Raw genomic sequence first — 14,418 nt, 5'->3', positions numbered from 1 at the left:
CGGGGGGCGGGGGGGGGGGGGGGGGGGGGGGGGTCCCCCCCGGGGGGGGGGGGGGCCCCGGGGGGGGCCCCCCCCGCCGCCGTGCGGTCGACGGTCCGACGACCTAGATGAACTCGGCCAGCTCGCGCAGCAGCGCCGCCTTCGGCCGGGCACCGGTGATGGACTTCACCGGCTCGCCGTTCTTGTAGACGATCAGGGTCGGGATCGAGATGACGCCGTACTTGGCGGCGGTCTCCTGGTTGGCGTCCACGTCGAGCTTGGCGATGGTCAGCTTGTCGCTGTGCTCGGCCGCGATGTCCTCCAGGACCGGGGCGACCTGACGGCACGGGCCGCACCAGGTGGCCCAGAAGTCGACCAGCACGGGCTTGTCGCTGTCCAGGACGTCGGACTGGAACGTCGCGTCGGTGACGGTGGTGGTGGCGCCGGCCACGGGAACTCCTCGGGTTAGGACGGAGGGGGCTGCTGCCAGGAGAACAACGGGTGGGCCCGTTCTGTTTCTGCCTGGCCGGGGCGGGGGTGTCACGTGGAACACAACACCCCCGCGAGGGTGGGTCGGTGGCCCGGGGGTCAGACCGCCACGACGGCGGCCTTGGCCTCCAGGTCGTCCAGCGCGGCCAGGTAGCGCTCGGCGTCCAGCGCCGAGGAGCAGCCGGTGCCGGCGGCGGTGATGGCCTGGCGGTAGGTGTGGTCCACGACGTCGCCGGCGCCGAACACGCCCGGGATGTTGGTCCGGGTCGAGGGGGCCTCGACCTGGAGGTAGCCCTCGGCGTCGAGGTCCAGCTGGCCCTTGAACAGCTCGGTGCGCGGGTCGTGGCCGATCGCGATGAACAGACCGGTGACGGCCAGCTCGCGGGTCTCGCCGGTGGTGGTGTCGCGCAGGGTGACGCCGCTCAGCTTCGGGTCGCCGTGGATGGCCTCGACCGCGCTGTCCCACTCGAAGCGGATCTTCTCGTCGGCGAAGGCACGCTCCTGCATCGCCTTGGAGGCGCGCAGGGTGTCCCGGCGGTGGATGATCGTGACGCTCTTGGCGAAGCGGGAGAGGAAGGTCGCCTCCTCCAGGGCGGTGTCCCCGCCGCCGACCACCGCGATGTCCTGGTCGCGGAAGAAGAAGCCGTCGCAGGTGGCGCACCAGGAGACGCCGCGCCCGGAGAGCTTGTCCTCGTTCGGCAGGTCGAGCTTGCGGTGCTGGGAGCCGGTGGTGACGATCACGGCACGGGCCTTGTGCACGTTGCCCTCGGAGTCGGTGACGGTCTTGATGTCACCGGTGAGGTCTACCGCGACGATGTCGTCGGGGATCAGCTCGGCGCCGAAGCGCTCGGCCTGGGCCCGCATGTTGTCCATCAGCTCGGGGCCCATGATGCCGTCCCGGAAGCCCGGGAAGTTCTCGACCTCGGTGGTGTTCATGAGCGCACCACCGGCGGTGACGGCCCCCTCGAAGACCAGTGGCTTGAGGGAGGCACGGGCCGTGTAGAGCGCTGCCGTGTACCCGGCCGGGCCGGAACCGATGATGATCACGTTACGGACGTCGCTCACTGCTTCTCCTGGTTCGCATCGCGACCCGCGTTAGCTGCGGGGAGGGCGGTCCTGCTCCGCCGCCCGGGACAACGACTGACCAGTGTCTCGCATTCCCAGGCGGATCAGTACCAGGTGCCCGAACTCCGGAAGCGGCGTGCCGTGCTGGGCGTGGATCGCATGGGAACCACTGGTCAGCGACTGGGAACGCTCTGGTGCAGGACGACCTGGCCGCAGTCGGGGGCGCGCAGGTAGACGTCCACGAGGTCGGGCCGGCCGGGCACCGGGTAGACCAGGACGTCCACCGGGGCGCCGTCGTAGCTGCCCCGGTCGGTGGCCAGCGGGGCGCCGGAGGCGGGGGGCGGGCAGGACGCCGAGGGGGCCGGGGAGGCGGAAGCGGAGGGGGACGGGGAAGCCGGGGAGGAGGGCTCCGGCCGGGCGCCCTCGGCGGGCAGGACGCTCTCGGGCTTGGCCTGCCCGGTCGGCCGCAGCCCCGGAGCGCTCTCCGAGCGGGCCAGCAACTGCTGGATCTGGGTGGCGAGGCGGTCGGCGCGGTAGTCGGTGCCGGCGCTCGCCCCGTGCGGGGCGCGTCCCGGGGCTGCGGCGGCGGTGGTGCCCGCAGGGGCGCCCGCGGTGACCGCGGGGCCGCCGGCCCCGTCGTCGGGGTGCAGCAGCAGCGCCCCGCCGAGTCCGAGGGCAGCCAGGGCGGCGGCGCCGAGCAGCAGGGCGAATCGACGCCGGGGGCGCGGGCGGCCGGGGCCGGTGGCGGCGGCGGGCCGGGCCGAGGGCCGGGAGGGCGGCGTGGAGGGCCCCGTGGCGGCGCGTACGGGCGAGGCCGGGGTGCCGGACCGGCGGGCGGCGGCAGGGGCCTCCTGGGGGCGGGCGAGGGCCTTGCGGTCGTTCCCGGAAGCGGTTGCCGGGGCCTCGGCGGCGGCCTGGGCCAGAGCGGCGTCCAGCCGGTCGGCGATGTCGGCGGGCATCGGCGGGGTCTCGACGCCGCCGAGCAGCGCCTGGACCTCGGCGAGCGCGTCGACGGTCTCCCGGCACTCGGCGCAGCCGGCCAGGTGCCGTCGCAGCGCCGCGACGGCCTCGGGGGAGTCGACCAGCCCCTCGGTGAGGTCGGCGAGCTGCTCGACCGGGGGGTGGTCCCCGGTGTGGTCGGGCGAGAAGGGGTTGGCGGTCATCGTGTGCTCGCGTCTCCTTCCAGCATCGTCCGACCGGTGCTCGGGCCTGTCCCTGTGACGGTGCGGGGGGCCGTCGGGTTCCCCCGGGTGCCCCGCACCGGTGGGGCCGAGCCGTGGCCGCCCGGTGTTTCACGTGAAACATCCGGCCCGCCGTCGCTCTCCCGCAGGTGCCGTACGAGCGGGAGCAGCCGCGCCCGGCCGCGCGCGCAGCGGCTCTTCACGGTGCCCACCGGGACGCCCAGCAGCTCGGCGGCCTCGGCGACCGGGTAGCCCTGCATGTCGACCAGGACCAGCGCGGCCCGCTGCTCGGCGGGCAGCTCGCCGAGGGCCGCGGTCACCTCGCGGTGCAGCTCGGCGCGGACCACCGGGGAGTCGGCCGGCTCGGCGGAGCCGACCAGGGTGTCGAGCCGCTGCGGGTCCTCGTCGAGCGGGGTGGTGCGGCGGGTGGCGCTGCGCCGGGCGCGGTCCAGACAGGCGTTGACCACGATCCGGTGCAGCCAGGTGGTGACGGCCGAGCGGCCCTGGAAGCCGGCGGCGGCGCGGAAGGCGGAGACCAGGGCGTCCTGGAGCGCGTCGGCGGCCTCCTCGCGGTCGCCCAGGGTGCGCAGGGCGACCGCCCAGAGCCGGTCGCGGTGCCGGTTCACCAGCAGGCCGAAGGCCTCCTGGTCGCCGGCGACGTGCCGGGCGAGCAACGCCGCGTCGTCGTCCGCCACTGTCACCCCTTGACCTCTGCCGTCGTTCCGGTGCGCGAGCCGTGCGGTCAGCCGGAGACCTTCACCTCGGCGACGTGGCCGCGGTACCTGGTGTCGCCATCCTTGGTCAGACCGGTCAGCCAGATCAAGAGGTAGCGCGTGGTGACCGGGGAGTCGAGGGTGTACTCGACGTTCGTCCCGGCCTTCTTGCCGACGATGCTGAAACTCTCCGGCTTGGCCTGCATCGGGTTGGTGGTGGCGGCCCCGGTGGGCACCCGCAGCTCCGCCGTCTGCTCGCCGCCGAGGAACTGGACGTTCACCGAGGAGACCGACTGCTGGGTGCCGAGGTCGATCAGCAGGCCGGTGCCCGACTTGAGGGCGGGCGCCTTGGGGCCGAACTGGTCGACGTACCAGCCGGTGGTCCAGGCGGAGTTCGGGTCGCCGTCGATGGCCTTCCCGATGCTCTCGGTGCCCTCGGGCCCGTCGCCCAGCGGGTTGTACGACTGCGCCTCCTTGATGGCGATCGGCACCGGGTTGTGGGTGCTGGCGTGCGGGCTCGGCGAGGAGCTGGTGACCGTGGGCTGCGGCGCGGCGGCGGACGACTCGGGGTGGCGCAGGCTGCCGACGAACTGCCAGGAGGCGACGCCGATCGCGCCCAGGGCGACCGTCCAGGCGGTGGCCTTGACGACCCGGCGCAGCCGCCGCTTCGTCCGGCGGGAGGCGGTGGGCCGCGACGAGGCGGGCAGCGGGGCGACCGCCGGGTCGGCCACCCGGGTCGGGTTGGGCGCGGTGGGCAGGGCGTGGGTGTTGTGCCGGGGCGGGACCGGGAAGGCGGGCAGCTCCGGCTCGGGCTGGCGGATCCGGGGCATCTGCGCGATCGCCCGGACCAGCTCCTCCGGGGTGGTGATCGGCTCGGCGTGGTGCGGCGGGTGGTCGAACAGGGCCCGTGAGGCGAGCTCGGACAGGCCCTTGTGGACCCCGGCGCGGACCTGGTCCGGCGCGGCGTTCTGGAGGCCCTTCGGCAGGCCCCGGAGGTCGTAGCGGTCCTCCGGGTACGGCCAGCGGTGGGTGAGCGCGGCGAACAGCAGGGCACCGATCGCGCGGGTGTCGGTGCGTTGGGCGTCCTCGGTGGTGCCCTCGACGGGCAGCCCGCGCAGGGCGGCGTCGACCGCGATGCCGTTGATCCGGTACTGGCCGCTGTCGGTGCGCAGCACGCAGCGCGGGGTGAGCCGCAGGTGGGCCTGGCCGCGCCGGTGGGCGGCGGCGACCGCGTCGGCGACCTGGCGGACCATCTGGTACGCCTCGTGCGGCTCCATCGGGCCGTTCGCGAGCAGCTTGGCCAGGTCGGAGGAGTGCGGCAGCCACTCCCGTACGACGTAGACCAGCTCGCCCTCCTGGACGGCGTCCAGGACCTGGACGAAGCGCGGGTCGCCGAGCAGGGCGGCGGACTTGGCCGCGGCCAGCACCTTGCGGGCGCGCTGGTGGCCGGAGGCCATCAGGTGGACGCCGACGGCCCGGCGCAGCTTCTCGTCGACGGCGCGCCAGCTGCTGAAGGTGTCGCTCTGGGAGATGCACTCCTCGAGCAGGTACCGGTGGCCGATCATGTCGCCGCTGCGCCGCTGCGGCGCGGGGAGGGTGCGCGGGAGGGTGGCGGTGTCGCGCGGGTCGACCGTGGGCTGCGGGTCGGTGGGGCGGCGCTTGGCGGGCGTCGGCGCGGGGGCGGGCTTCTTCGGGGCGGAGCCGGCGGCCAGTTCGGCGGCGATCTCCCGGACCGAGAGCGGGGCGGTGATCTCCGAGGTCTCCTCGCTCACGGAGGCTTCCGGGGCGGCGGCCGGCGGGTCCTCCCGGTCGGTGTCCCCGTCGGAGGCCTGGCCGGAGTCCCGGTCGGAGGCCTCGTCAGCGTCCCCCTCGACGTCCCCGCTGTTCTCCCCGGGAGCGGCGGCAGCGGTGGAGGCGCCCTTGCCGCCGTCGGCGGAGGCACGCCCGTCGGCGTCCTTCGCGACCGCGAACTCGTCGATCGCCGCGGCCAGCGCGGCTTCGTCCGCCGCCGCGTCAGCTGTTGACGTGTCGACGACCGCCTTGGTGCCATCAGCCACCGTGGTCCTGCCTCCCCTTGTGTCGCCCCGGCCGAGAGTCGCTGGAGCCCGCGGGTTGGCGGCCCTGTGCTCCAGGACAATTGTGCCCACTCTTCTCCACCGGGTACGACCGCTGAGGGGTCCACTCGGTTGCGTACGGGTGGAGAGATGTGGTGCAGATAGGACACCGGGTCGCCATCCGGCCGCCGGGCGGGCCCGGGGCGGCTGGCAACCCAGCAGTCGGCCGGACGAGCCGAGGAGCTGTCCGCTCCGGTTGACGCCCGGTCAGGGCGCCCGCTCGTCCGGCCGTCGAAGGGACGGTCAGCGGCCCAGTCGGCCGCGGACCATGCCCAGCATGGCGTTCAGTTCCTCGATCCGCAGGCGCTTCGCGATCAGCACGAAGACACTCATCTGCAGGCCGCCCGCCACGACGAGGGCGGCCACGCTGCCCGTCCAGCCACCGAGCACCTGCTGGATCCCCAGGCTGGCGCCGAGACCGACCAGCGCGGCCGGGACGCACGCGGCGGCCAGCCGGCTGTAGGTCTTGCCGATCCGCTTGGTGTCCAGCCCGCCGATCTTCTTCTTCAGCTTCGGCAGGGCCACCGCCACCCCGATGGCGTACCCGAGGCCGTAGCCGAACGCCATGCCGGTCACCGTCCATTCGGCGGGCAGCAGCAGCCAGCACAGCAGGGAGAAGGCGGCCTGGCAGACCGCGACCCAGACGGTGTTGGAGAACGGCGTCCGGGTGTCCTCGTAGGCGTAGAAGCCGCGCAGCATCACGTACTGGGCCGAGTACGGGATCAGGCCCAGGGCGAAGGCGGAGAGCATCAGGCCGACGTTGGTCGCGCCGCTCAGGACGCTCGCGTCGCCACCGACGGCGTAGATCGACCGGCCGATCACCGGGCCGAGCGCCAGGAAGAGGAAGGCCGCCGGGACGACCGCCACCGCCGTGGTGCGCAGACCGTAGGAGATGTCGTCGCGGACGGCACCGGCATCCTCGTCGGCGGCCGCCCGGGACAGCCGGGGGAGCACCGCGCTCATGATCGAGACGGTGATCACGGCCTGCGGGAGCTGCCAGATCAGCAGGGCGTTGGAGAACGCGGCCAGGCCGACACCGTCGTGACCGGCCGCGGCCGCGGCGGCGCCGGCCTTGGTGGACAGCTGGGTGATCACCAGGTAGCCGGCCTGGTTGGCGAGCACGAAGAAGAACGTCCACTTGGCCAGCCGGGCGGCCTTGCCCAGGCCGTGGCCGCGCCAGTCGAAGCGGGGCCGGTAGCGGAAGTCGGCCGCCCGCAGGTACGGGATCATCGCCAGCGACTGGACGACCAGGCCGATCAGGGTGCCGAGGCCGAGCAGCCGGACGCCCTCGGGCGAGATGGACTCCGGGGTGACGTGGGTGGTGCCGAACCCGCCGTAGACCCAGATGTAGGCGGAGAAGGTGAAGATCACCACGACGTTGTTCAGGACCGGCGTCCACATCATCGCGCCGAACCGGCCGCGGGCGTTGAGGACCTGGCCCATCACCACGTGGATGCCCATGAAGAAGATGGTCGGCAGGCAGTAGCGGGCCAGCGCCACCGTGGTGGCGGCCCGCTCCGGGTTCGCCATCATCGGGTGGGCGATCAGCTGGACCAGCACGGGCGCCCCGAGCACCGCCAGGAACACCACGCCGGCCAGCCCGACCATCACCAGGGTGAGCAGCCGGCTGGCGTACGCGGTGCCGCCGTCCTCGTCGTTCTTCATGCTGCGCACCAGCTGCGGCACGAACACCGCGTTCAGCGCGCCGCCGCCGATCAGGATGTACAGCAGGGTCGGCAGGGTGTTCGCCGCGTTGTACGAGTCGCCCATCACGCCGACGCCGATGGCCGTGGTGATCACCATGGTCCGGACGAAGCCGGTGCCGCGGGAGACCAGCGTGCCGGCCGCCATGATCGCGCTGGAGTTCAGCAGGCTCGCGACCTTGCCGCCCCCGCCGCCGGCCGCCGGGGCCGCCGCGCCCGCGGACTCCGGCGGCGCGGCCTGCTCCTCGGCGGCGAGGTCCGCCGGCGGCTCGACCGCCGGGGGCACCGCGACGGCGGCCACCTGCATGGTGGCCTCCTCCTCGGAGAGCGGCGGGTCGAACTCGATCGGCGGCACGAAGGGGCGCTGCCCGTGCGGGCCGACGTGCTGCGGCTGCCCCGGGTAGCCGCCCATCGGCGGGTACGGCGCGGGGCCGGGCGGCGGCACGGGCGCGCCGGGCGGCACGGCTCCGTGGGCACCCGGCGGGGTGGTCTGCGGGGCCGGGGCGGGCTGCGGTACCGGCGGCGGGGCCGCGGCCTCCGCCTGGCGGCCGCCGAACAGCGCGTCCACCCCGACGTACTCGGTGGTCTCGGAGTCCCAGGCGGAGTGCGCCGGGCCGGGCTCCCACTGCTGCTGCGGCTGCTCGGCACCGCCCCACGGGCCGCGGGCCGGAGCCGGGGCCGGCTCCGGCTGCCAGCCGGCCTGCCCCGGGGTGTCCCAGCCGGGCTGCACCGGCGGCACCGGGGGCGAGAAGTGGTCCGCCGCCGGGTAGGGGGCGGGCGGCACCGGCGTCGGATAGCCGCCGCCCTGCGGCGGCAGCTGCGGCGGCACGTCGTACGCGGCGGCCGGCTGCTGCGGCGCGGCCGGTCGGCCGGCCCGCAGACCGTACGGGTCCTGGCCGTCCTGCGGGTTCCCGTACGCGTCGGCCGCGTACGGGTCCTGGGCGTAGGTGTCGGCCACGTACCAGTCGCCGGACGGCGACTCGGCACCCGGCCGGCTCTCACCGCGGCCCGGCTGCCGCTCCTCGCTGCGCCCGGTCATGTCACCTCTTCGCTGTCGTGGGGGAGGCCGGCCCGGCGTCACGGGGGGTCGGCGGTATCAAGGACCAACCTTCTCATCACTGGCGGCCCGATCCCGGCCATCCGGGCTGCTGCCGCGCGGTGTCTGCGCGGGAGCGTCACCAGCGGCGTCGCCCGCCGGCCCCTCCCCGTCGGCCCGGGCGGCGGCTTCGGACCCCTCGGCCCCGTCCGCCTCGTCCGCCTTGTCCGCCGTCGGCTCCTCGGCCGCGGCCCCGCCCGTCGCCGGGGCGTCCCCGACCGGCTGGTCGCCGTCCTCGTGCGGCTCCCCGCCCCGCCGCTTGCGCTGGCGCATGAAGCGCAGCGCGGCCAGCAGCAGCAGCAGGCCGGCGCCCGCGAAGACGTACAGCACGCCGTTGGTCACCGAGGTGACCTGCACCGTGAACGGCTGGGCCGCACCGTACGGCCGCGAGTCGGGGCCGGTGGTCCACAGCTGGGCGGTCATGCCGACCGGCCCGTTGTTGTGCGCCTCGGCCTGGAAGCGGAGGGTGGCGCTCTGCGAGGCCGGGAGGACCAGCTCCTCCTCCCGGCGAACGTTCAGCCGGTTCGGCTGGGTCGAGGTGAGCACCAGCTTCAGGTTGGTGACCGCCTGGGTCAGGTCGTTGCGGACGCTGACCTGGAGCAGACCGGTGTCGCCGGCCAGCGTGACCACGGTCTTCGGCGGCACCTGGACGGCCTTGGTCAGCTCCTGCAGGTACTGCGTGACGCCGGCGCGGTAGGCGCCGCCGGCCGCGGCCTGGCTGCGCCACTCGGTGGACAGCGACCGGACCATGGCGGCGTTGAACGGGCCGCGCACCCGCTGCGGCAGGGTGAGCACCCGCATCAGCGTGTCCAGGTCGTACTGGATCTTGTTGGTGCCGATCAGATCGGCCGCCGACAGCTCCGAGGCGCGGGCCTGGGTCGGGTAGTCCGCGGCCGCCGGGACGCCCGTGTTGGCCTTCTGGTCCGCCGGGGCCTGGGCCACCGCGTCCAGCTTGGCCGGGGAGATCCACTTGCCGGACGCCGCCTGCAGGGCGCTCGCCAGCACCTTCGCGGTGTTGACGCTCAGCTCGCGGGGCGGCATGACCAGCAGGCCGCGCTGGTTCTGCGGCTGCTCGTGGGTGATCGCGAAGGTCTCGGCGAGGAAGCGCTGGGTCGCCTCGGTCTGGTCCTTCGCGGTGCTCAGGTCCCTCTGGAAGAGCCCGGAGACCGTCTCGTCGGCGACCACGGCGCTCTGCCCGTTGCCGATCGGGCGCACCGCGGTCGGGGTGTAGTTCAGCGAGTCCGGCTCCGGCAGGCTCGCCCCGTTGGCCAGCACCAGGCCGCTGCCCGCCTGCTGGGCGAGCCCGGCGATCTGCTGGTCGACGTAGCCCTGGTACGGCCAGGCGACATCGGAACGGGTGTCCACGGAGAGCCGGCCCTCGACGGTCAGCCGACCGGCCGTGGCGGCCTTGTTCAGCGCGGTGGTCATGCCGGGCAGGTCGGCGCCGTTGTGGGCGATCGACGCGAGGTCCGGGTCGGCGTACGGCAGCGCGACCACCTGGCTGTCCGGCTTGGCGACCGCGGCCCGCAGCTTGTCCAGCCAGGCGGTGGCGGCGGCCGAGCCGTTGTTCACGACGGTGTTGTCGTCCCTGGCCGACTTGCCCGCGGACTCGGTGCCCGGCTTCTGCACCCGGTACGGCTTGGTCATCGCGAACGCGGCGTCCAGCAGGTCCGGGTCGACCACCCAGGTCAGCCCGGACAGCTTGGAGCCGGTGTCGACCAGCTCGTACAGCCGGCCGCCCGGGGCGAACTCGGCCGCCAGGCTGTCGTCGCGCAGCACCGGGACGGACTGGTCGTTGTCGGCGACGGTCTGCGCGGCCAGCACCGGCGCGTGCACCAGCGGCCAGAGCGTGGCGACCTTCGTCGGCTGCGCCTCGGCACCGCCCGGGTTGTACGGCAGGAAGCTCCGGGCGATGCCCAGGGCCCGGTCGTGCGAGTTGTCGGCGGTCGAGCCCCAGGCGTCCACCGCGAGCTCGTACACCCCGCTCGAGGACAGCCCGAGGTCGTTCACCGCGACGCTCAGGGTGTACGGCAGGGTCTGGCCGGGGTTCAGCTCCGGCAGGGCGTACTGCGGGCTGTCCAGCTCCACGCCGTCCTTGCCGTCCGGCGCGGAACGGCCGGCCACGTTCGCCAGATCGCTGCGCCGGTCCAGCGGCTTGCCGGAGAAGGGCTTGCGGACCGCCGCGTGGGCGCCCTTGAGCGCCGACTTGCCGGCGTTGGTGACGTGTCCGGTGATCGTCACGGTGCCGTTGGGGGCGGCCACCTGCGGGGCCAGCGACTCGATGGTCAGCACCACCGGGTACTCGGCCGAGGCGATGTCGCCGCCGGCCGGCAGCGCACCGGCCGGGGCGGCCGTGAAGAGGGTCAGGGCGGCCGCGCAGGCGGCGGCGAGGCGCAGGCCCGCCCGGCGCACCGGATGACGCCCCTCGGCCGGGCGTTCGGCCCGTCCAGGCTGTCGGTGCGCCCCCAGGCCCGAGTGCCGTGCCGGCTCGCTCACTCGCTTCGCCCTCGCCGTTCTCGATCGCTCGCTGCTGATGCTGTTCGTCCCGTCCGGCGCGGTCCGCCCGACGGTCTTCGCTTGGACACCGTGTCCCCTGTCCGGTGCCCGAGACCCGTCCACCGGCATGGTAACGATGCAGCCCGCGGTGCAGTGTTGCGGGCTGTGGGAAGAGACGCCCAAAACGCGCGGGCGGTTGACCTGCCGGGGCACGTACCCTTGTGAGCCGTGTCCACTGCCAATGAGCCCACCGCGCGCACCGATCGTCCCAGCACCGCCCTCCAGGCCGTACCAGGCCTGAGCGAGGCCCAGACCCTGGGCCTGCAAGAGCTGCTGCGGGTGTCGCCGGTCGCCGACGAGATCGCCGACCGCTTCCAGGCGGCCGGTCACCGGCTGGCGCTGGTCGGCGGCTCGGTCCGGGACGCGCTGCTCGGCCGGCTCGGCAACGACCTGGACTTCACCACCGACGCCCGCCCGCAGCAGGTGCTCAAGCTGGTCAAGGGCTGGGCGGACGCGATCTGGGACGTCGGCATCGCCTTCGGCACCGTCGGTGCCCGCAAGGACACCCCCGAGGGCTCCTTCCTGATCGAGATCACCACCTACCGCTCCGAGGCTTACGACCGCACCTCCCGCAAGCCCGAGGTGACCTACGGCGAGACCATCGAGGAGGACCTGGTCCGCCGGGACTTCACGGTCAACGCGATGGCCGTCGACCTGCCCGGCCGCGGCTTCGTCGACCCCCACAACGGCCTGGAGGACCTGGAGGCCCGGGTGCTGCGCACCCCCGCCACCCCCGAGGAGTCCTTCTCCGACGACCCGCTGCGGATGATGCGGGCCGCCCGCTTCGCCGCCCAGCTCGACTTCGAACCGGCGCCCGAGGTGGTCGCCGCGATGACCGCGATGGCCGAGCGGATCACCATCGTCTCGGCGGAGCGGGTCCAGGCCGAGCTGAACAAGCTGCTGCTGGCCAAGCACCCGGTGAAGGGCCTGCGCCTGCTGGTCGACACCGGCCTGGCCGGGTACGTGCTGCCCGAGCTGCCCGCACTGCGGCTGGAGCGCGACGAGCACCACCGGCACAAGGACGTCTACGAGCACTCGCTGACCGTCCTGGAGCAGGCCGTCGACCTGGAGCAGGACGGCCCGGACCTCACCCTGCGGCTGGCCGCGCTGCTGCACGACATCGGCAAGCCGCGCACCCGCCGCTTCGAGTCGGACGGCCGGGTCTCCTTCCACCACCACGAGGTGGTCGGCGCCAAGATGACCCGCAAGCGGATGCGCGAGCTCAAGTACTCCAAGGAGCTCACCGAGGACGTCTCGCGCCTGGTCGAGCTGCACCTGCGCTTCCACGGTTACGGCGGCGGCGAGTGGACCGACTCCGCGGTGCGCCGCTACATCACCGACGCGGGGCCGCTGCTGGAGCGCCTGCACAAGCTGACCCGCTCCGACTGCACCACCCGCAACAAGAAGAAGGCGGCCGCGCTCTCGCGCACCTACGACGGCCTGGAGACGCGGATCTCCGAGCTGAAGGCGCAGGAGGAGCTGGACGCCGTCCGCCCGGCGCTGGACGGCAACCAGATCATGGAGCTGCTCGGCCTCAAGCCCGGTCCGCAGGTCGGAAAGGCGTACAAGCAGATGCTCGAACTCCGGCTGGAGCACGGCCCGATGGAGCACGACGAGGCGGTCGCGGCGCTGCGCGCCTGGTGGGCCGAGCAGCAGCAGGGCTGACGCCGGCTCCGGCTCCGGCTCCGGCTTCGGTGCCGGCTTCGGCTTCAGCTTCGGCTATGGGTCCGGACCGGCTCCGGACACGACGCGAGGGGTGGTCCCGGCACTCGGCCGGGGCCACCCCTCGCGTGCTGCGGCGGGCTGCCTGAGCTGCGTGAGCTACTTGAGCTTCTTGAGGCAGAGCACGTAGTTCAGGGCCGGGAAGTTGGTGTAGGTGCGGGTGTACCAGCTGTCCGCCTTCGGCTGCTTCTCGCAGACCTTCTCGTCGGACGTGGCGAGGTACTTGTAGATCACCTTGTACTGCGCCGTGGCGTCGGTGCAGGGCAGCACCGAGACCTTCGGGTGGGTGTCGGTGGTCGCGCCGGCCGGGCCGTTGTCGTTGTGCAGGCAGTCGCCCGCCTTGGCCGAGTCCACGGCGTCCGTGTCGTCGGTCGGGGTGGTGACCGGCGGGAGGGTGATGCTCGGCACCGACGGGATCGTGAAGGTCGGCGAGGGGAAGGCCGGCGGCGGCGAGGGCGTGAAGGTGAAGGAGGAGGGCGTCGGCGCCGGGGCCGCGGTGATCGGGTCGGACGGGCCGTTGTCCTTCGTCGGGCCGAGCACCCCGGTGGCGGCCAGGACGATGGTGACCGCCAGCGAGACCGGCACCACCAGCATCGCGATGTGCGGACGGCGGGTCAGCGGGACGCCCGGGGCGAGCTGCGGCCCGTGGCTGCCCGGGACGGGCGGCTGCAGCTGCTTGAACCGGTTGTGCGGGCCGAGGTTCAGCAGCAGCGTGATCGGGGTCAGCAGCCACGACACCAGGCTCCACCAGCCCTGGACCAGCGTCCGGGCGGACATGTCGCGCACGGTGGCCGTGCCGCAGGTGCGGCAGAACGGGCCGGACATCCGCAGCATCCGGTAGGCCACGAGCAGGCCCTGGTGGCCGCGGACGGTGGCGTTCACCGCCGGGTAGCCGCCGCAGAACCGGCAGGTCAGGCCGTCCGTCGGGCCCTGCGGCGGGTACCCGTAGCCGGGTGCGGGCTGCGGGTAGCCGTACGGCTGGCCGGGCGGCGGCGGGGCGCTGGGGTACCCGTACCCGGGCTGGCCGGGCGGCGGGGGCGGAGCGCCGTAGGCGCCGCCGGAGGAGTAGGGGTTGCCGTCGCCCGGCGGCGGACCGTACGGCATCTGGGGCGGAGGCGGAACGGACAAGTGGTCCCCCGGGGACGGAGTGGCGGAAGAGTTCAGGACTTCTTCACCGGCGGGAGGCCGGTGGTGGCGGGTGCCATCGGACCGAGGCAGAGCACGTACCGCTTCTTGTTCCAGCGGCGGCCGCTCTTGCCCGAGACGGCACTCGTGGTCTGCGGCGTCTGCTTGCAGCGGTTCACGTCGGTGGTGCCTTCGAACTTCGACAGTACGCGGTAATTCGCTGTGGAATCAGTGCACTTGGCGATTTCGACAGAGCGGGAGCCGCTCACCCGCACACAGTCGCCGGGCTTGGCACTGCTGACGCTCGGCCCGGCGACGAAGTACCCGACCGCCAGGGCCACGCAGCCGCCCGCGAGGCCGACCATCTTCAGCTTGGAGATGCCGCTGCTCTTCTTGGCCGGCGGTGCGCTCGGCGTCGGTGCGGCGGGCTGCGGGTAGCCGTACGCCCCGGCGGGCGGCTGCTGTCCGTACGGCACCTGCCCGTAGGGCTGCTGCTGCCCGTACGGGGACTGCCCGTACGACGGCGGCTGCCCGTACCCGGCCGGGGCCGGCTGCGGGGGCTGCCCGTAGGCGGGCGGCGGTCCGTACGGGGCGGCCGGCGGGGGAACCGGCGCACCGTACGGCTGTACGACCGGTGGCCCGTACGGATTGGGCGGTGTGCTCATCAGTTCGTCC

General features: G+C 73.9%; 10 protein-coding genes. 1 reads left to right on the top strand and 9 read right to left on the bottom strand.

Annotated features, from left to right (window positions below):
* Nucleotides 1–103 precede the first annotated feature (103 nt).
* The 7 genes from trxA to ACZ51D_RS07965 form a co-directional block, all read right to left on the bottom strand.
* A complete protein-coding gene (gene trxA / locus ACZ51D_RS07995; protein ID WP_360502507.1) occupies nucleotides 104–430 on the bottom strand; it encodes a thioredoxin in 327 nt (108 codons plus the stop codon).
* A gap of 137 nt (nucleotides 431–567) precedes the next feature.
* Nucleotides 568–1,533, bottom strand: a complete 966-nt coding sequence (trxB, locus tag ACZ51D_RS07990; RefSeq protein WP_465615434.1) for a thioredoxin-disulfide reductase — start codon at nucleotides 1,531–1,533, stop codon at nucleotides 568–570.
* 173 nt (nucleotides 1,534–1,706) lie between these two features.
* Nucleotides 1,707–2,696, bottom strand: coding sequence for a hypothetical protein (locus ACZ51D_RS07985; RefSeq protein WP_465661590.1), 990 nt, complete (start codon nucleotides 2,694–2,696; stop codon nucleotides 1,707–1,709).
* A complete protein-coding gene (gene sigM / locus ACZ51D_RS07980) occupies nucleotides 2,693–3,409 on the bottom strand; it encodes an RNA polymerase sigma factor SigM (RefSeq protein ID WP_360502500.1) in 717 nt (238 codons plus the stop codon). The genes ACZ51D_RS07985 and sigM overlap by 4 nt, the downstream gene beginning before the upstream one ends.
* Before the next feature lie 47 nt (nucleotides 3,410–3,456).
* Nucleotides 3,457–5,484, bottom strand: a complete 2,028-nt coding sequence (locus ACZ51D_RS07975) for a protein kinase family protein (protein WP_465661589.1) — start codon at nucleotides 5,482–5,484, stop codon at nucleotides 3,457–3,459.
* A gap of 300 nt (nucleotides 5,485–5,784) precedes the next feature.
* Nucleotides 5,785–8,283, bottom strand: coding sequence for a murein biosynthesis integral membrane protein MurJ (gene murJ / locus ACZ51D_RS07970; RefSeq protein WP_465661587.1), 2,499 nt, complete (start codon nucleotides 8,281–8,283; stop codon nucleotides 5,785–5,787).
* Between the two features lie 57 nt (nucleotides 8,284–8,340).
* Nucleotides 8,341–10,752, bottom strand: coding sequence for a DUF6049 family protein (locus ACZ51D_RS07965; RefSeq protein WP_465661585.1), 2,412 nt, complete (start codon nucleotides 10,750–10,752; stop codon nucleotides 8,341–8,343).
* Between the two features lie 312 nt (nucleotides 10,753–11,064).
* Here ACZ51D_RS07965 and ACZ51D_RS07960 point away from each other — a divergent pair, with 312 nt between their 5' ends.
* Nucleotides 11,065–12,561, top strand: a complete 1,497-nt coding sequence (locus ACZ51D_RS07960; RefSeq protein ID WP_396289928.1) for a CCA tRNA nucleotidyltransferase — start codon at nucleotides 11,065–11,067, stop codon at nucleotides 12,559–12,561.
* A gap of 156 nt (nucleotides 12,562–12,717) precedes the next feature.
* On the opposite strand, the gene ACZ51D_RS07955 is transcribed toward ACZ51D_RS07960, so the two are convergent.
* Both ACZ51D_RS07955 and ACZ51D_RS07950 read right to left on the bottom strand, forming a co-directional pair.
* Entirely contained in the window at nucleotides 12,718–13,722 is a 1,005-nt protein-coding gene (locus ACZ51D_RS07955; RefSeq protein ID WP_465661583.1) for an LppU/SCO3897 family protein, read from the bottom strand.
* Between the two features lie 56 nt (nucleotides 13,723–13,778).
* Nucleotides 13,779–14,408, bottom strand: coding sequence for an LppU/SCO3897 family protein (locus tag ACZ51D_RS07950; protein ID WP_465615423.1), 630 nt, complete (start codon nucleotides 14,406–14,408; stop codon nucleotides 13,779–13,781).
* Between the last annotated feature and the right edge of the window lie 10 nt (nucleotides 14,409–14,418).

This window comes from Kitasatospora sp. NPDC033851, from assembly GCF_055576085.1.
This window is presented reverse-complemented; position numbering and strand designations above follow the sequence as displayed.